The 21,209-nt window shown below is 62.2% G+C and carries 1 protein-coding gene (running past one end of the window); it reads right to left on the minus strand.

Annotated features, from left to right (window positions below):
* A protein-coding gene (locus S7S_RS11240) for an Ig-like domain-containing protein (protein WP_169745567.1) crosses the window boundary here: on the minus strand, positions 1 to 21,209 show its 3' portion. Its footprint extends 19,159 nt past the window's final position; only the last 21,209 of its 40,368 coding nucleotides appear in the window; its start codon lies off the right edge, out of view — the gene reads right to left on this strand; it ends in the stop codon at positions 1 to 3.

The following is a 21,209-nucleotide window of genomic DNA, read 5'->3' on the forward strand; positions in this document are numbered from 1 at the left end:
TCAAGTAGGGGGCGGTGCATCGATCAAATGAACACGACGCAATATCGGCGGCTGCCAGGCAGGCAGGCCTGGGATACTGTGCTGCGGCAACACTTCGATCTCGAAGCTCTCGACATGGAAATCGCCCCGCGTATCCAGCAACATGATTTGCAAAGGATAAAGACCCGGTGTGATATCCGGCGGCAATGCCACCGGCATATCAAAGGAAAGCTCGTCCACGCCATATCGCGATCGTACATAGGGTGTGCCGCTGCCATTATCGAGTAGCGGCGGATCACCCAGCCATTGTTCGGCAATCACTGTGGTCTGCCCCATCACATCGAGGCCCAGTGCCAGCATGACAATGTCCCTTCGTTCATCACGCAGCGTGAAGGCAACCCGTGACACCGCGTTGGCATGCAGCGTAACCGGCTCATCCAGGAGGACTATTTCCGGCTCGGGATAGCTCTCGCGCAACGAGACATCAACATCCATCGCCGTACCGCATCGTGTGCGGATACTCAAGGGCAACACGTCGTCCACCAGCTGCATCTGCAGGATATCCTGCGCGTTGGCAGGAAAGTCATACCGATAAACATAGAAGTACACACCGTCCGGGGAACGCAGGGAGTACTCATCCCCCACGTTGCGCAGCGACAGATTCACGGCATCGCTGGCTTCGACTCGAATGCCGAAGATGCCATCATCCAGATAGTGCTCTCTGCGTACGGCACTGTCCCACCACTCAAGCAACGACACACCGTCGTAAACACTGTACTGACCGTAGTAATCACGAACCACTTTTCTTGGCTCGGTCATAACGGTGTTCACCATTCTACCAACGGCGTCAAGTGGAGACGGAAGGTCCACATAACCTGGCAAGGAGGAATAGGCACCATCACCCAGCCACACAGCTGAAACCTCTCCCACCTGGCACGTGGCAGCAGTGGCAATCTGTACGGCAGGCAAGGTCACCCGTTCCACATCTTCGCCCATCATTGTCAGCAAAGCAGATTGCCAGGCATGGCCATCGTGCTCATCCAGCAAACGCCATGCCTTCGGGCCATTCAGAGGATACTCGCGGAACAGTACAGAACCATCGGGCTGCTCCAGACGGTCTTCCCGCCGCGAAGATATGATGCCCGCGTCCTCGGCAGAGGCGGCCGTCTCATAGACGATAAAGGGTGCATAGCCAGGCACGGCTGGCGTTACAGAGATGTATGCGCCATTACGACACACGGAGCTCGAGTAACAGCTATAGGTGCCATCTACCGCCTGCTCGTCAGTCATGGCCGGCGTACCATTATCGTGGGCCACACTCATCACCAGGTAATAAAGCCCCGGCGTATCCGGCGCCACTACCTGGTAACGACGTTTATCCCCAACCACACCCATATATTCAACGGCACCCGCCACGATATCCGACACATCGAAGCCAGACCTGACGTCATCCCCTCTCAGCAGACGAGCCACAATACCGTAAGGAGCGTTCAGTTCAATATTGATCAGCGCGTCACCTGGCGGCACGGACCCATCAAACCAGAAACGGCGGTGGTGCGCGGCGTAAACAGAAGCGCTGACAGTAGTCCTGTAGCGCATGAACTGGTTATTGACCCAGCGTAGCGGCTCCAGCATGGTCTCGGCCAGGAAGCCCAGTCCGCTTTGCAGCGTGGCACTGCCAGGGAGGCCCGGCGCGGCAACAGCAGGCATCTCCAGTATATAGCCGGAGTCTACCGGGGAGGCTGCACTGAACACCGGATCATGCACTACCGCAGGCGATGCAGGTGGGTCCAATTGCACCACAACGTCGGTGCTGAAATATCCGTATTGCTCGCTGAACAACCCGGCATAGAGTGGCAGCGGGTCTGAAGGCGTTATATTGATATCCAGACGCATTTGTCTGGTGGCTTCACTGTAACCTGCCCAGCCTATATTGCTTGACCCGCAACCGCTGCAGGACGGGGCATACAACATGCTGGAGTAATCATCCACACCTTCAGCCAGATACACGGCGTCAACGTCGTAGGGCGCATCAATGTTCAGCATCGCATTTGCGAACCACTGACCATCCCCTCCCTGGTAGACCTGAGCCACTGGAACCCTCGCCTGATTGAGAGCGGGTATCGGGCCCGAGAGACGGTTGACGGTCAGCGGCACAGTAACAGGCTCTCCGTCAGGCAAGGAAACGGTTACCTCGGCCAAGCCAGGCCGTAACGCGTAAAGACCTGTTCCGTACCCGAACTTGTCATCCAGCCACTGCGACATCAGGCAGGCAAACTCGTCAGAACCACAATAACGCTCCGCATCACCGGAAACCACTGCAATGCCGGTTTCCGATACGGATATCTGATGAGGTTCGATAATCCGGTACAGAGGCAATACCACATCGCGCCCCATAAGATTCAACCTGACATCCGGCAGCTTCACCCGCACACCATCAACCCCGAGCGTATGTTCAATTGCTTGCGGAGAACTCGCCCACTGAATATCACTCGCGATACCAGCAATGTGCGACGCACCGGGATAATCCGAGGCCGAGACCGGGTCGCTTCCCAGCAGGACTTCGACCAGGTCATTGATGCCGTCGCCATCGGTATCGTTACGCAGAGGATCAGTACCCAAAAGCCGCTCTTTGGCGTCCGGCAGGCCATCTCCGTCGCTGTCCGTGGCGTCACCCAGATCCACAACGTCGGTGCTCACCAGCGTGGCATGGCCTGCACTATCAATCAGGATGGCATGTATTCGAGTGATGCCTGCCGGCCTGTTCAGATCAAGTGGACGCTCAGAGTAAAAAACCGGCACATCCATCTTGCCGCCCACCCGGTCATGACCAACCGCCGGCAAACGTGCAACCACTTCTCCACGATGCTCGTAACGCTCGGCAAACGTCTGATAACCCAGCATGACCAGATGACGGTCGTCACATGAATCGCCATCGTCAATACAGATGGCCGCCCGCTCACCAAGCAGTATCAGGCGGTCAAGGTCACCGTCTTCGTCAACGGCCGTCACAGACACCGCCGTGAGCATATCAGGTGCCAGATAATCGGGGTAATCATTGATCTGTAGTATGGGGGCACTGGATGGCCTGTCGAGCAACACCTGCGTATGCGAGGGGCAGCCCGGCTCAGAGAGTATCGCTTCAAGGTAGGATGAACCAGGTTCAACGGTACCGATGTCCACTGCGATCAACCCTGGCGCAACCGCAAAGGAATCCGCCGCCGGGCCATCACCAAAGTCCAGGGCAATGTCCATCAGGGAAGACGATGCCCTGAGCAGCATATACTGGCCGGGAATATAGTCCTGTGCGGGCTCCCACTCCAGTAGTCCGCTCGTGTCATACAGCGGGATCGAATCAAGCAGGTCGATCACGGGCTGGTTAGCCGGCATCAGCGGGATTGAAGACCAACCATGACTCCCGGATAGCCCCGTCAATGTGCCAGAGACGATTTCAACAGTCCCCTCGCCGCAAAACGCTGGCGCCGGAGAAACGCTCAGAACACCAAGCGGTACTTCTGTGATCAGCGGTTCAAGCCCATGAGCCCGATACTCCATCACCCTGACGGACAGGAATCCCTCGTTCATATCCTCCGTCACTACAAGCGGCATCTCGCGACGCACATGGAATGCCTCCAGCGTGTTGTGAGCTGACGCAAGGGTAATGCCTGCCGCCCCTCGCGGTGCCATCATCAGAGGATGATATGCAAGCTGGAACTCCAGCACCGCACCATACTCAGGCAACGCGTATTCGCCAGGTGGTGGTGTCGGGAAACTACCGTCGTCAAAAAAGTACCCGTCCCCGGAGGCGCCCTGTTCATACCAATCGTTGTTTTCAGGGCTCACCGCCATGGCGAGCAGGTAATCACCTTCCGGGATAGCCACATCAAGCGCGAAGGCATCCGTCTCTTCAAGCGTAACCTCGGTACCAGGCACTAGCTCACCCGTCGTGGCGTCAACAATAGCCAGGGCTACCTCTACATGATCAAGATAACGAACATTCCGGAACACCGGGCTCGCCCCTTGCGGTCCGACGGTGAAACCAAAATACTGAATCTGTCCCATGGGTGATTCAGGGACCGATACCGAGTGATAGCGGGTCCGCAACCGTGCGGTATCACCTATCAAAGGTAACGCGTGATGGACACCCACTGGCTGACCATCCAGAAGGTAAGTGATTTCCGTTGAGTTATGTGCCCCGGTGGGCACTATTGTTACCGGCATCAACACCTGCCCAGGCACCAGTTCCTCCTGCACGGCATCAGTCGCGGCCACGGCGATCCCCTCGAGGTCCTGCACAGCCAGCTGTGTAGTCACCACCCGGTTTTCGTAGCCGCCATTCGTGGTGTCCAGTTCAATGGCCAGACGCAGCTCGCCTTCCAGATCAGGCGGCACACCGTGATCAAACGTCAGCAGCAGGCCTTCGTACGGCGAGAGAGTGTGCAGCGTAATGCCGTCTGCACAGATCTCGCAGGCACCGCCCCATCGGTTCACCACAGTAACCGGCACGTTATCCAGGGTGGCACTGACGACGTGGAAATCACCGCCCATGTCTTTCAGCAACACTCTGGCCTGGCCATATTCCGCACCGCGATACAGTGGTTCCCTGCCCAGCACTACGGCTTCGGCGACATGCAGCTCCCCCGTTGCACTGAGTGCAGGGATCGATGCCAGGGATACTTCGATGGTGGCCTGCCCGGCAGACCGTAGTCGCAAGGCTCCGCCTTCCACTTCGGCCACCGTCGGATTGGTGCTGCTATAGAGCAGCAATCCGGGAATGGCGCCCGCGTTAAAGGAAACTGATACGCCTTCATGCTCGAACACGGCGGTGACATCGGGCCGATAGGGAGCATCGGACAGGAAAACGCTCATTTCCGCAGGCATAAGCAGGCGCGATACAAACTGCGATGCCACTTGCACACTGCCCGGGTCCAGCGGATCACTGCCGGACACCCATTCGACAAAATCGGGAACACCATCCCCATCCGTGTCCGGATTCAGCGGATCGGTACCATGCTCGACATATTCTTCCCGATCCGACAGGCCATCACCGTCCGTATCTGCCGTATCAGGGTCAGTGCCGATATCCAGTTCGATGATATCCAGCAGGCCGTCGCCATCCCGATCACCATGGTAATGACGTTTCTCTGGTGGCAGCGCGTACTCAATATAATTTCCATCGCCGTCTCCCGCGAATACAACCAGCTCATCACTGGGCAGCAGAGGCATTTCAGTCAGCATGAAGGGCAAGCGCAGCGTGGTATCGACTGGTGCGTTCCGGTTCCAGGCATAGCCTCCCATTGGCAACCCTCGGGAGAGCAGATCCAGGCTCGCCAACTCTTCTTCCTCGGTAACCCACTGTCCCGGACAGGATGCCGGTGTTGAACCAGCTCCCATCGTATAGACATACGGCTGGCACACCTGAGTCAGGCGTTTCACGCCGATCCACTCCAGATCGCCGTCCGTGTCTTTCACCGACACGTCGACATAACCACCCTGCATTGGCATACCGGAGCCGGTATAGCTGGCATCGAGAATCTCTGGCGCCGCCAGATGCAGCGTGTGCGGCAATGTCAGCGGTACCAGATCCTCTTCACCAGAGCAGGCATTCTCGACCAGCAAATGGATCGTATCCGTGCTGCCATACTGGGCCACCAGTTCCCGGTACATACCGCTGTACAAATAGATATCCAGCAGACCATTACCATGCTCGACGATATCCGGCTGGTTCGGCAGCAAATTGCCAAGCTCGTCCGCCAGACCGATGAAGTTCGCGCCAACCTGACTCAGTTCCAGCCCCCAGACAGCGTAGGCATGAGCAGTGTCCAATGGACCCGAGAAAGCGATGACCGGCATTGCATGATAGCGGACCAGGGGCATCTGCATGGCATCACCTGTACGGCGTACCGTCACCGCCGGGCAGCTTGCCGGTTCGGTTACCGCCGACACGGACAGCGTGCCAAGCAGTTGCTGTGAAACACGGATCGGCGTGTCGGCGCCTGTATATTCCTCCAGCACCACACTGAGCGTGCGTCCGTCCATCCAGGTTTCCATGACCAGCGGCGACAGGTTCATTTCATGGAAATGCGCCTGCGTATCCTGGTTGCGCGTGAACGAGATATAGGGTTGCGTGTGGACGGGCACCGCTGCGCTGCTGTCATAAAGCAGGCGGAACGAAGCCAGCGGCGGACGGAAACTACCCTCTTCCGTGGTATAGGCCATCGGCTCACGATCAGGAATGCCATGGCCGGCGATAAGCACCAGATAATAGTCACCGGCTGGCAGCGTCTCTGCAAACAGCCCATTGGCCAGATCCCACGGGTACGACACTTGCGTCGCTACCGAGACAATCATCGCCATGTAGTCCAACTGCGCGGCGTGGTCCCAATCAACCAGCTCAAAGTACGGGCTCGCCTCCTGTGGCAGATTGAACCGGTACAGATGCACTGCTTCCATGCCGGGCAAGCCGACCTCACTGGCCCGCATGCGGATACGCTGTCCCGATACCGGCAAGGCATCCGGACGCGACACATCCAGACCGTCGACATAGACAGGTTCCGGCTGGTTGACGGGCTCACCGTCAATCAGATAAGTCACGCGTGAACTGTTAAAAGGTGACGAGCGCAGCGTAAAGGTCGGCCGGAATATTTCACCTTCAAAGTACGTGAGCGATACCGACCCGTTTTCGAGCGTAGCAGCTTCATCATCATGGACAGGCAAAGGAATCATGAAGCTCGCAATGAGTTCACTCTCTCCCGCCTCAGCCAGACAGAAACCAGCCTGGTCTGCGTCGCCGAACATGCCACCTTGAGCCAACACCTGATGGGTCAGAAGATCCAGCAGTTCGTACCCGCCATCTCCCTCACCACAGCACATACCATCGCCGAAGTCATCCTCGATGAGGAAGTCATAGCATCCTGCAGGCAGGCTCTCGATATAAACGACCTGATCGTTTGCCTGGCCCGAAGAATAGTTCCCGCCAGAGCGAAGCACCTCTGATGCCTGATTCTGAATCCTCCAGGAAGTCTCTTCGGGATAATCATCAAACCTCAGGGTCAATTGAAGATTCGCGCCACCACTCGTGAACCGCACTTCAATCTGCTCCGGCAGATCAGCGGGCACTCCCCATGGCATTACCAGCGCCAGTTCCCCGGAACTACGCCATTGAGCATACACACCAGGAGCGCATTCAGTGCAGGAGTACAACTCGTGAAGGCCCTGCGCAACACGTTGGTTACCCAGATACAGATCCATCGCTGCATACGAGGGAATTTGACTGAAATCTCCCACCGCCAGCAACACCGTCCGGCCGTATTCCGCACCGCGATACAGACGATCCACCGGAGAATTCGATGCCACAATCAGCGGCATTTCCTCTTCCGACGGTGTCACCGTCAGTGTCGTGGACGCCATGACCCCTGGATAGTCCGTCAGCGATGCCGTCACCAGCGTCTCGCCATCACGCAACAGTTCCAGCAGGCCCTGCTGGCTTCTGGCAATGCTGCTGTCCGCACTGATAAGCGTGACGAGACTGTCCAGCGCCGCACCGGTCACCGTCAGTTGATGGCCGCCATGATCAATGCGGGCAACCAGCGGCAACCGATAGGTGCCTGCGCTCAGCGACACGCTCAGGGACTGCGGCAGCGACAGCGAGGCCACGCGCGCGCCATCAAGCTGGTAGCTGTCCGGATCGGTCGGGTCGCTGCCTTCCAGCAGTTCCAGGTAATCCGGTACGCCATCGCCGTCGGCATCACGTTCCGGCGGCACGTTCACGGTGACAGACACCAGTGTGGACACCAGCGGATTTTCCAGCAGCGCCAGGGTCATCACCGCCGTACCTGGCGCGTGCCCACGCACACCCAGACCTTCGCCACTCGCAACGGACGGGCTCGAACTGGTCACGGTCAGCAGTTCGTGGCTATCCAGCAGCGCGGCATCCAGCTCATAGCGGCGGCCTTCTGCCTCGAACACCACCGTCAGGCCAAGGTCGGCATATGGATTCAGCAGCGGGTCCAGCGTCACGGCGCTCTGCGTCGGCAGCAATTGCGTGATGAAGAACGGATCGATAAAGCGCACCATCGCATCCGTGGCATCACCGCCCGAAATCACTTCGACAAAGTCTGGCAGGCCATCATCGTCGCTATCACCGGACAACGGATCGGTGAGGTGGATATTCACCTCGTCGTAATCACCCAGGCCGTCGCCGTCACTATCGCTGTCGATCAATGACGTACCCAACGCAGCTTCTTCCACGTTGGTCAGGCCATCACCGTCGAAATCTTCCTGACCATCCAGCACACCATTGCCGTCACTGTCGGCCAGCAGCGGGTTCAATGCCTCGTACTGCGATTCGAGCAGGTTGCTGAGGCCATCGCCGTCAACATCACCCGCCGGGTCGAGCACCGGCAATTCGAGGCGGTTGGCGGAGGCCATATATTCCTCGTCAAGCCCGGCTGCATAGGCGTTGATGACCAGAGGCGTGCCGTCGTCACGTTCAGCCAGTGACGGTACCTGGAGCATCCAGGGCATCTGGGTCGGCTGCACGCTGCCCAGCTCCGGCCAGTCAAAATACAGGTCAGGCAGCAGCCCGGCCGGTGACTCACTGTCCAGTACCAGCGAGAGCATGGCCTGTTCCAGCAGATAGCCCTGCTCCGGTACAGCAAACGCGAACGGCGCGACACAGGCCTGCAATTGTTGCGGCAGCAACGCATCGCTTTCCGCCAGGCCCAGCAGCGGTGATGACGTGGTATCCACCGTCACACACTCGCCCAGCGGCAACCGCGTGTCAGGCACAAACCGTGCGAGCGTGTCGTCCAGCAGCCAGTGGCCGGCGACCGGCAGGCCTTCCAGCAGTACCTGGATGCCGGTATCCGTCACACCTTCAATCGCCAGTGGTTCGTTAAAGGTCAATGCAATCGGGGTGATCAGGCTGTTCACCGCCTGCTCGACTTCGATGTTGTCCACAGCGGGACGACGCTTGCGGAAACTCAGTGTCAACGGCTCCGCCAACAGTTCACCCACACCCGGCTGGTACTCGGGGATGCTGACCTGCACCTCGCCTGCCACGGTGGTGGTAACCGCCACGGTGGTTTCGCCGGCGGTCAGCGTCGCAGTATGGCTGCTCTCGCCTTCCACGGTGGCATCGCCGTCCACAGCCACGGTGGCAACAAACGCCGTCTGCGCGTCGGCAAACTGGTAAACGCGGTTGCCGAAGGTGTCTTCCAGGCTCACCTGTACCGTGGCGGTTTCGTCCGCCTCCAGGACGTCTGCTTCGCCCTGCGCGTGGTTATCGAAGCCGGCGAGTGTCAGGGCAAGGCGTGCCGGCGCGGCATGCACCACTTCCATCGGCAGCGCACTGACCACCACAGGCGCGGTGGCCACCTGCTCGTCGTGGTCATAGCGCACCGGCAATGCCACACCGTTGCCTTGCAAACTCACCTCGCCCTGGTACAGGCCCGCGACAGTGCCTGCACGCACCGGCAATGTGACCGCCGGCGAACGCAGAGTCAGGGTGATGCGCTGCCCTTCGCCCATCGGTTCAGCCTGAGCATCATTGATAAAGCCGAAATAGAAACCGGGGTATGGCAACGCCAGTTGCAGTTGTGCGTCTTCCGGCAGCAGGGCCGGGTTACCACCGGCATCGACGGCCTCAATGGACAGGGCCATATGCTCTCCTGCCTGTACGGCAGGGATATGCGCCACATTCACCGCAGCCAGCGCACCCGCATCGACACGCAGACGCAAAATGTTGCGTACGGCGAAACCACGTACGGAGGCCTGCAAATCGTAAATGCCGGTGCGCAATGCGGTATCCAGCGTCCAGTCCGCCAGGCCACCCAGGCCCGTGCTCACGCTGCCCTGTTGCACGGTCTGGCCATCGCGCAGCAATTGCCAGTCAACAGTCTGCGCTGCCACAGGCCGCGCGGCGCTGTCGATCACCCGCACCTGATAGCGGGCTGGTGCACCGGCACGGAACACGCGTGGGTTAAGCGAACCATCGCCGTCATCGAACTGCAGCGCGTTCGGGAAGCGCGACATCTGCACGCTGTAAGGGGCCGACAGCCCTTGCTGGCCAAGATGATCCGTGTAGCGCACGCGGAAACTGAAACGGTCGTCCGGCAGGTCAGCGTCTGGCAGACGCACGGTCATCGACAGCGTGCCTTTGCCCGCCGAGAGGGTTCTTGAGGCAAGCACCGCATTCTGTTCGGACAACAACACGATTTCCGCCGCGTCCTGCCCTTCATCCACGGCCAGCAGGTTGCTCAGGCTGACGGTGTGGGTGCTGCCGTAGAAATTGCTGTCAGGCTGGCTGAGCATCAGCGCGTCCATCTGTGGTGCGCGGTCGGGCTGTACGCTAATGCTCTGCTGCAGCTGGCCGACCTGACCCAGATCATCCTGCGCCTCGATCAGCAACGTCGCCGTCGTCACCTCGGCAATACGGCCCGCGCGGCGATCACGGCCGTTGAAGGCCAGCTCGCCCGAGCTGCGGGTGTAGCCGCTGAATTCACGCGCACCCAGTGCGAAGCTGTCCCAGCTCACACGCACCTGTCGCAGCGCCACGTCGTCCTGCGCTGACACGATCAGCTTCAGCGGCCCCTGCTCCAGTACGGACACAGGCGGTTGCACCAGCGCCGGCACGGGACGGGTATCTTCCACCACTTGCAGGCTGAAGTTCGCCTGCGCCGGGTTGCCGGCGCGGTCGGTCACTTCGACGCTGTAATCCAGTACGTCATTCCGCAGCGCCGTGCGTTCGGTAAAGACCAGGTCACCGTCGCTGAACAGGGCGGCGACAATGGTGCCGTTACGACGCAGCAGAGCCCGATCCACGCCGCTGCCCGGGTCGCTGACCGGCACGCGCAGTGTGAAAGGATGTTTTTCCACCACACGGCCCGGCGATACCAGCAGATGATCCTCGTCGATGCCAACGCCGCCGATCAGCGGTGCATCGGCATCCAGCACGCGATGAATCGCCACCGGTGCCGATTCGGTGGTATTGCCGAACATGTCGATGGCGCGCACTTTCAGCCAGCGGCCGTTGTAGCTTTCATCGTAGTCGCGGCGGATCACATACTGCGGGCCGTAGTGTTTGCCGTCGATCTGATAGGCACCAAACGCATCGGTGGTTTCGGAAAGATAAAACTCCACCTGCTCCACCGGCAGGCTGCTGTCGAGCACATCGGCGCGCACTTCCAGCGGCTTAGGCAGATGGCTGACACCACCGGCGGTGGGTTCGGTGATGACGACACGGAAACCGTTGACCGGCAGATCTTCACCCTGCAACAGCACCTGGCGCGGCACAGAGCGCACCACCGTGCCGTCGGCGCGGCTGGCTTCGGCAATCACCGAGAACGGCTGGCCGTTGCGCAGGAAGCCCGGCACCGGCACCTGGTCATCGAACGGCGCTTCGTGCCGTGCAGCAACGACGCGGTTGTTGACCAGATAGCGCACGCTGTCGAGTGCAAAGGTATCGGTCAGGCTCAGGCTCAGTTCGCCGCCCTGACTGAACACCACGCCCGGCGCGGGCAGCAACGGCGCGGCCACGCCACCGGCGTCTGCCAGATTGACGGCATACAGACGCACGCCGCCGCCCTGCAACGTCACCAGCAGGCGATCACCACTGCTGGCCAGTGAACGGGCGCGTGCCGGCAATGGCAGAGACGACACGTCGTCCTGACTCAGCGTAAACGGATTGAGTGCTATCAAGCGGTTGTCACTGCCATCGCGCAGCGCGACCCACAGGCGGCCGTGCATCACCGTCAGTGCGTCCACCGTGCCGGCCAGTGGCACCAGCGTATCCTGCAGGGAGCCGGTATCCAGGCGATGCAATTGATCATCCGCAGTGAAGAACAGGTGGTCGCCGCTGGTGACCAGGTTCGCCAACTGTGCCGCACCACCGTCCAGCACATCGGTGCGGCGGATGTCGTGCACCTGCAAGGGCAACGCCAGCCCGCTGAGACGGAACAGACGCCGGCTGGCGGTGGCGACATACAACACGTCACCGTGGCTGCTCAGTGACACGATATTGTCGCCCGGCAGGACGGTGAACACCGTCTGTTCGTTCAGGTCTGCGGGATCGTGGATCAGCAGGCTGTCACCGGCCACCGCGATCAGGAAATGCCCGGTACTGTGCAGCAGCGACGGCAGACGTCCGGCATGGCTGACCGTCTGCGCCGGTGTGTTGCCTCCCGGCAGGTAGCGGTGCAGTAATCCGGTATCCCGTTCGAGCACATAATCCTGTGTGGCCGAGAACGCCACGTTGTCCACCAGCGTGGTGAACGGCGCGCCAAGCTGGCGCAACGCCCAGCCGCTGTCGGTCTCCGCCGACGGTTGCACATAACCCGCGCCAGCCAGTGCGCCGGCCAGCATGAATTCACCGTCGCGGGCCGCCGAGGCAACCACGGTGTCCAATGCTGTCATGTCTGCCAGCAGCACCGGCGCGCCGCTCTGTTGCCAGCGGTACACACGACCGCCGCTGTACAGCCGGTCACCCTGCATGACCAGCGTACTGCCCAATGCCGGCAGGCTGTAATCGCCCAGCGACTGCAACGTGCCGGCTGTGCCGGCGTCGAAAACGGCGAGCGTGCGGCCATCGGTCAGGGCCGCCAGCACATCGGTACCGGCCACGGCCAACGCCGCGATGGGACGCGTCGCCGGCAGGCGGAAGGCGCCGCGACGATCAAGGCGTGTCAGGCCGCCCCGGTCATCGGCGATCACCAGCGCCTCACCAACGCGGGCCAGTGCCACACCCCCTGCCAGGACGTGCAATGTGTTTACCGTCCATTGCGATCCGTCGCGGGTGATGCGGTGCAGCCCGCTGTCGTCGAGCACCAGCAGGCCCTGTGCATCCGCGCGCAACGCCACGATCTGTTCTGCACCCAGCAACTGGCGCAGGCGCGTCTCGGCCAGCGGTTGCGGTGTCAGCGTGTTGCCGCTGACGCGGAACACACGGATACCGTCCGCCAGCTGCACAAACAGCCACTCACCGTAGCGGGTGATGCTTTGAATATCGTCCGCCAGCGGGTGCGTTGCCACCGAGGCGAAACTCTCGCCCGGGTCGAGCACATGGAAGCCCTGTCCCGCCACACTGACCAGCAGGCGGTCACCCAGGCTGACCAGTGACGTCAGCGGCGCGTCAAAGCGGCGCAGCACTGTGCCCTGGCGATCCAGCAGGTCACGGTCATTGGCCACCCACAGACGATCCACATCCGGCAACAGATGATCTGCGGCCAGCGTACCGTCGGGCTGCCAGTCGTAGCCGGGCAGAACGTTAATAGCGCGCTGCACCTGACTGTGATTGCCCTGGCCGTCCTCCGCGCTGGCCGTAACGCGCAGGCGGCTGCCGGCCGCCGGTGCCTGCAGCGACACATTCTGCGTGCCGCGCGCCAGCGTGTTGTCCGAGGCGTCACGGATCACCACCTGTGTGCTGCCTGCCGGCAGCGGCTCGGCCAGGCCGGCGCTGAATTGTGCGCCGGCACGCACCAGCAACGGCGCCTGCAACACGGGTTGAGCGATGCCACGTACCGGCAGCACGGTCAGCCCCACGGTGGTTTCCTGCCAGGCGTGCGCCTCGCCAAAATAACCGCGCAGCCGCAGCGTAAACACTTCACGCTGGTTCACCGCCGGCAACAGCCATGCCAAGCGGCCCGCCGCATTGGCCAGACGTGTGTTTTGAATCAGGTTGCCATTGAAATCCAGCAGGCTGATCTCGACGTGCTTCAGAGTGCGCGCCAACGCATCGCTGACGCGATATTCGATCGGCACCGCGTCGCCAGAACGGAAACTGCTGTTATTGGCCGGGCTGAGCAGCGTGGCCTGGATGCCGTCGCCGCTGACATCACCCGTGGCCACGGTATGCGTCGCCACCGTGGCGTCTTCGACGCGGAAAGTCACCACGCCGCTGGCCGGCGTCGAGGCCGCGCGCGCCCACTGCCACGCGCGCGCCTCACCGTCGGCATTTTCGAACAGCGCCATGCGCGTCACGCCAGCGAGGACGTCTTCAGCCTGCCAGGTCGCCGAGGCGGCCTGGGCAGGCGCACTCAACGGAATCTGTACCGGCATGTCTGCCGACAGCGCCAACACAGTACCCGACGCCGGCATCGCCTGCCCGGTGGTCGGTGTCACCGCAGCGGGTACCGTCAGTGACAAGCTGTCGCTGCGCCCGGATTGTTGCAGCGTCAGCGTCAAGGATTCACCCTCGCTGAGGTCAGCGGCATCCAGCCACCAGACATACGTCATGTCGTCCGCAGTGCGTTCGAGGCGTTGCAGACGCGCCGGCACAATCCCGCCATCAGTGCGCGTAAAGACGGCCTCTGCACGCCGCGCATCCAGACCACTGATCTGCACGTGTACGCCCGTCGCTGACGCGACGACATCCAGTAGCGGTGCCGGGGCTGCCAACTGACGATCCACTGCGCGCGCCACCAGCGTTGTGTCACCGCCGGCATCCGTCTGTGGCTGTATCCAGGCACTGGCACTCGACACGCCCGGTGCGCCGTTGTCCGGCAACAGGCCAACGACTTCGCCCTGCTCCAGCAGTGTCCATTCACGTTGCGCACCACTGCCGGTCAACACACGGAGCAGACTGCCGTCTGCGAGGACCTGCTGTACCGGCGCAAGCATCGTCAGGGCATCACCCGCGGCCCAGCCGGCGCCCGCCGGCAACGTGCGCAGCAGCACCAGGGTCTGCCCCTGCCAGGCCCAGAGCACATCCTGCTGCACCGCCAGGCCATCAAAGCGGTCCACACCAAACGCCACGGCGGCATGTTCAGCGACGCTGACCAGCGTCGGCGCCTGGCCGATATCCAGCGCGATCTCGGTAATGCCACTGTCGGTCAGCACCAGCAGATGATCCTGGCGCGTGACGGCGTCGCGGATCGTTTCGCGCAGTGCAAGGCCAGCCACCGGGATGCCCTCACCCGACCCATTGAAGATCAGCAATTCCACCGCCTGCCGCAGGCTGACCCAGAGCATATTGCCGTGCGCCGCCAGCACCTCACCGGCCAGCGGTTGCCGGCCTGCGTCGAGCCACTGTGTGCCCTGATTGAGATAACGCTGCACATAGCGTTGCGCCTGCAACTCGATCTCTGCGTACAGCGCGTTGCCACCGGCGTGGAGGCTGATGAGTTCCGCGCCATCCGGCAGGCGGCCTACCAATGCTGTCGCCGCATAAAGGGCCACGCCCTGGGCATCGCGCACTGCCCAGACCGTACCCGTGGCGGGTGCGTGCACCAGCGTCTGCAATGTTTCGCCCGGCTGGCTCTGCCAGAGTGTCTGTTGCTCGCCGGTGAAGAAGGGCAGCTTGTGCAGCGTGCGGCTGTCGGTGACGCTGTTGTCGGAGCGATCCCGCAGTGTTGCGTCAATGCGCAGTTGTTCGCCCTGTGCCGTCACCGGCTGCCAGCTGTCGAGCCCGGCCATGGGAAGCGACACGGGTGCTGCGTCGTCGGGGTCGTGGTAATCCAGCGTCGACGCCGCACTGAAATCCACCATGTCCAGCGGTGCATCGGCGCGCAGACGCAGACCGGTGCCGGCCAGCACACGCTGCGATGGCGTCACCTGCCATTCGGGGACATGGCTCAGGCCATCGTCGGCGCGCACGTTGAGGAAGGCATAGCCTTTCAGGGAGCCGGACTGTACGCGCGCGATCACGACGATGTCTTCGCCGGTGCGCGGCAGGCGCAGTGTGACGAAGCGGCGCTCATCGTCTTCCGGCGCGCGCGTGACGGCGACGCAGTCTTCCGGCGCGGAGAGTTCACCGCCCACATCCAGGCACAGTTGTGCCGAGGTGACCTGGCGCAGGGCCAGTTCAAAGGTCACCGCTTCGTTTTCATAGAAAGTGTCACCGTTGCGCGGTGCAAGAATGGCCACTTCCGGCGCGCCTTCGCTGGGGTCGTAGGCACGCAGCGTGATGCCGTCCGTGGTGACATTGCCGTTCGGGTCGCTGGCGCGTACGGCAATCTGTACCTGCGGGACCACGCCTTCGGCGAACTCATCGGCGCTGACGGTGAAGCTGTAGCGGCGCGGATCATCCAGCGTCATCCAGGCGCCGCCATCGCGGCGCACGTCCACCTGCTCGATGCCGTACTTGTCGAACGCCTGGATCAGCACATCAGTGCGTTCATCAAAGGCGATGAAATCACCGTCCTGCGGCGACACGATCGACAGCGTCGGTGGCGTGCGGTCACGGTAGAGGGTGTAACCCGCCGTCATGCGTTTTTCGCCGCTGAAGCCAAAGGTGGCATCCAGGTAGACCGGCACCTGGATATCCGTCTGCCCGGCCAGCTCCGGTGCGATGTCCCGGATCTTCGGATTGAGGAAACTGCGGCTGCCGGTCACGCTCTGTCCGTCGGCAGCGAGCATCAGCCCTTCCATGGCATTCATCGGCGCCACGGAGGCCAGGTCGGTGACGCGCATCTGCAAGCTCTTGAGCATGTCCACATCGCCGCTGATGCGGTAATGCAGCACGGTGCGCACCGCTTCTTCCGGCTCGTCCGGGTCGGTGTGGAAGGCCGCCAGTTCAATCTGCGGGTCGCGCAGCAGGGCTTCAAAGCTACCGCGTGCGATATTGCCCTGCGTATCATGGCTCTCGGCCACCAGCTCAAAGCGCTGGAAATCTTCCAGGATGCGCTGGGCGAGCCGCCCGTCATTGCCGGTGCCCACATAGCCACTGCTGTACTGACCGGGGTAATGGCTGGAGAGGCGAGAACGGTGCTGCACCTGGCCGCCGTAGTTGTCTTCGGCGAGTAATTGCAGGCCGTACTCGCGACCACGGGTCAGTGCCACCGCCAGCGTGACGGGAGTAGCCGGTACGCTGCGACCGCTTTCGCTGATGATCTGCAAACGCAGATTGCGCGGTGCCAGCGTATCGTTGGCGACAAAACGGAAACGCGCCTCGCCGGCCACCGGCGACTGCGTAAAGGCAGGATCGGCCAGCGGTGTGGAACCCGTGCCGCCATGGTATTTGCCAGTGGCGGCATTGCCGGCGGTATCGGCGATATCGGTCAGGCTGAAATCGTAGTAGGCGTTATGCGACAGCGTGTGACCATCGCGCAGACGCAATTGCCAGCGTGCCGGGGAAAGCTGTTGCAGCGTGAACTCGCTGCTGACGTCCTGGGCAGGCTGGCCGCTGTAATCCAGCGGCGTCCGCAGCACGCTGAAACCACCCACCGAGATGGCCTCATTGGCGAGCAGTTCCAGCGGTGTCATATAGGCCGGGCGCTGCGCCAGCGTGACCTCCGGCAAGGTATCATCGACCACCGTCAGCCACTGCGCCTCGCTGGCCAGCAGGAATTCATCGGTGGCCTCGCGAATCACCACAAGCTGCAATGTTTCACCGGGCACACCGCCCTGCGTTTGCAGACGCAATTGCGTGCTGCCCGCCGGGCGGCTGAACGTGACGCGATTGCTGTCTGCCGGCTGCTCCTGTTGTGCCGTGCGCAGCAGGTGGACGCGCAGATCACCTTCAAAACCGGCACCCGTCACGGTGATATCGGTAGCGCGTGTATCACTGACGGTATTGGCCGGTGTTTTTGCACTGCTGATGTCATCCATGCGCAGCGCCTGGGTCACGATGAGCGAGCCGGGCATCACCCGTGCATCGCCATCGGCCAGCGTCGCCACCACGGTATGCAGGCCGGGTTCAGACAGCGTCACGGTGAGTTGCAGCAGGTTGCCATCGGCGTTGACTTGCCAGTCCGATGGCGCGAACAGATCGTTGCCGATGCGCAGCGCCGTCACGTTGTCCAGATGCTGGCCACTCAGCACCAGCGTCACCGGGCGCCCGGTGATGGTGCTGGCCGGTGTGAGGCCGGTCAGTTGCGGCGTGTCGAAACCAAACAGCGGTGCGGCATCCAGATGCCAGGGCATATCGAACTGCACCGCCCCGCCGGCAATGGACAACAGCGGTGTGTCACTGAGCGCGATCCGGTAACGCTCGCCCTGCTGGTAATTGTCGCCGTGCAGGGTAAAGCGCAGGCTGTCGCCCAGGTTACGTTGATAGCCCATGATCGGTACGGCGGCATCGGTAGCGCTGACATCCAGCCCCACTGCATGCCAGCTTTCGGTGCGGCCGGTCTTGTTCGCAAACAGTTCCTGACGCGGGCCATCGATGGGTGACGGGCCTACCCGCCAGAGGTTGTCCAGCGGCACGGACGCCGCCCACAGGGCGTTGCCGCTGTGCCATTCCAGCCGGTCGCCGCGATAGCGCAGGCCGCCCTGCGGTTGCCAGCTGCCGCCACCAGTGGCGCGCACACTGGCGACATAAGCGCTGCGCAATACATAGTTGCCCGCGTGCGGCCCGATATCGTACAGCGCAATACGACGGTTACTGGCACCGCTCTGTGTCAGCACCGCAAGCAGTTCGCCGTTCAGTGCCGCATCCTGCAGGCCCGGCAGGCTGGCAATGCCCAGCCCGGCGCGCAGGTCCGAGGCCGGGAAATGGGTATCGAACACTTCCAGTTCGCCGGCACCGATCACCAGCAGGCGCTCGTCGCGCCATTGCAGGCGTGCCGGGTTCAGCATCAGCAGCGGGTAGCTTTCGGCCACGGCATCCGGGTCGGCCAACAGACGGTATTCCACCCGGTCGGCAAACAGCAGGTAGACACCGCGCGCGGTCAGCACAGCATCGCGCAGGCCCGGCGCATCGTGCGGCGCCAGCGCAAACGGCGCCAAAGTGCCAAGCAGGAAGTGCTGCGCGTCACGCAGCAGCATCACATTGCCGTGCAGCAACGGCGTACTGAGCGCGCGTTGCTCGGGATTGTCCCACTGGTGACGCAGGCGCGGCATCAGCGGGTTGCTCAGATCGTGGACGAACAGGCGACCGGCACTGGTCAGCGCCAGCGCATTGGCGCCCTGAAGCGCCAGCGCTGAAATTTGTTCGTTGGCGCGCAGCTGGCTGCCCAGATCAACTTGCGAAATCAGTTGCGGCAAGGCGGCACCGTTGCCCGCATACAGGCCCCAGCCTGTCGGCTGGGCCAGCGCGATGCGGTCTTCGTCGCGGACGCTCAGGCGGCCATCGAGTTGCGCACTCGCGATGAAATCAATCGCCAACTGCTCGCTGGTCACCGCGTCGGTGCGATCCGGCTGGTTGTAGAGCGTGACCGGTACCGGGCCGATCTGGTTATCCGGCAGGCGGAACACCAGGCGATCATGACGCACCCGTTGCAGTTCACGTGCCGGCGCGCCCGCCACCAGTACGCGGGTGCTGTCGGCAATGCCCTGCCCCTGCACGGCGATCAGGCGGCTGTCGCCAAAGCCGAAGCGCACCAGGGCCGGGTCCAGGGTCCGGGCCACGGGATCGAACGCACCGATGGCTTCGATACTCGGGTCGGTCACGTAAGTGATGGTCGCCGTTACGGTGGTGGTCAGGCCGCCGTTGATGATCTGTATCGCCACCGGGAGGTTGCTGCCGGGTGCGCCGGCCAGTGCCGGCAGGCGGAAGCGGATTTCATTGGCAGTCAGCAACAGGAAATCGTCGCTGGTGAGTACGATATCGCCGATGCGAATGACGGTGTCGCTGTCGAAGCCACTGCCGAAGAGAGAGATTTCCTCCCCACCGCGCCAACTGCCGCTGTCCAGGTCAATGCTGTCGAACACCGGACGCTGCCCTGCCGCAGCGACAAACCGGAAACTGTATTCATGCTCCAGCGTCGCCCCGTGCAGATCACGGGTACCGGCGCTCAGACGGACGTGGTAACGCTGTCCTGTCTGGAACGGCTGCGCGGGACGGAAGACCAGACGGCTGCCTTCGCCCGTCACTTCGTGCGACAGGGCGCCGGACACTGGCGCGCCATTATGCAGCACGTCCAGCAATGGCGGTGCACCGGCGCTGAACTGTGACGGATCAAGCAGGCGGTTGAACGACACGCTGACGGGCTCGGCGGCCGGGTGCGCGGCTTCTGCGTCCGGGGTGTGTGACATCACCACCAGCAAGCTGTTTTCCAGTGCACTGACGCTGCCACCCAGTTGCTGTACAGCTTGCAGGTCACTGACCGGATTTTCGCCCGGTGCGCCGTTGATGTAAGGGAACGCCGCGCCAATGTAGACCGCACGTGCCGTCACATGCAGGCTGTTGACGTCGCCGGTCACGGCAAAATAATGCCGCAGCGGCGGTGCGTCGCTGAAGCGGTGCGCGAGCCAGTCGCTGATATCGTACAGTTGCAGGTCGCCCTGCCCTGCCACCACGTGCAGCGTCTGGCCCACCAGGGTCATGCGGCCGGCACTCAGCGCGCCGTTGCGCAGCAGATAGGTCAGTGGCCGTTCGGCGGCGAAGCGGGCGCCGCCCTGACCATCGAGTTCATAGGCCACCACTGAACCACGTTCGCCGGTGGACACCAGCACGGTCTCGCCGTGCACGAGCAGGTCACGCGGACGGAAGCGTGTGCCACCGGCATCAACCGTCGGTACATCCGCGACCAGATCGTAACGACCACTGAGCAGTTCCACCGCCGCCACGCGGCGACCGATTTCCATGCTGAACCAGAGACGATCGTTGGCGAGCACCAGCCGGTCCGGTGTGCCGCCCAGGGCCAACCGGTCGATATGTTTCAGTATGCGCAGTTGCCCGAATTCGTCACGGCGCAATACATGAATGCCGATGCTGCTGGCCGTGTACACCAGGCCATTGTCTGCCACCACGGCACGCAGGCGTGCATCCAGCGTCTGCCCGCCGACGATTTCATTCAGCGGCACTTCGCTGATCAGGATCGGGTCGCTCGGCACCGTCACATCGAAGTGGAACACGCGGTTGCCGCCGACCACATACAGATCGCTGCCATCGCGGGCGATATCCACAAAGCCGTTGGTCTCGGGCAGGCCACCGTGCACTTCGTGGAAGTACGGCACAGTCTCGTCCGCCAGCGCCTTTTCCAGTACCTGCGGGCGCACGGCATCGGCAGTGTCTACCACGATCAGCCGCGCCACCGCGCTGTTCAAGCGCCGCAGTACGCGGCCGTCCTGATCCTCGATGTCATAACTGCCGCCGGTCACGGCGTAGATCAGTTGTTCGCCGGCAGCGATGGCCGCCACCGGGCTGGGCCGGTCGTCCGGCAGGGCCGTCGTGCCCGTGGCACTGCCGGCATAGAAATAATCCTGCGGCGAGTAAGCACGCTCGTCATCAAAGAACGCGCTTTCCACTGCCACCTGCGCATAACCGAAGGCGCCGCCAGGCACCCGCACGCGCAGGCGATTCGCCGACAGCAGTTCCAGATTGCCGGCCTGTCGACCGCCCACGGTCACCA

The organism is Isoalcanivorax pacificus W11-5 (assembly GCF_000299335.2).
GTDB classification, from domain to species: domain Bacteria; phylum Pseudomonadota; class Gammaproteobacteria; order Pseudomonadales; family Alcanivoracaceae; genus Isoalcanivorax; species Isoalcanivorax pacificus.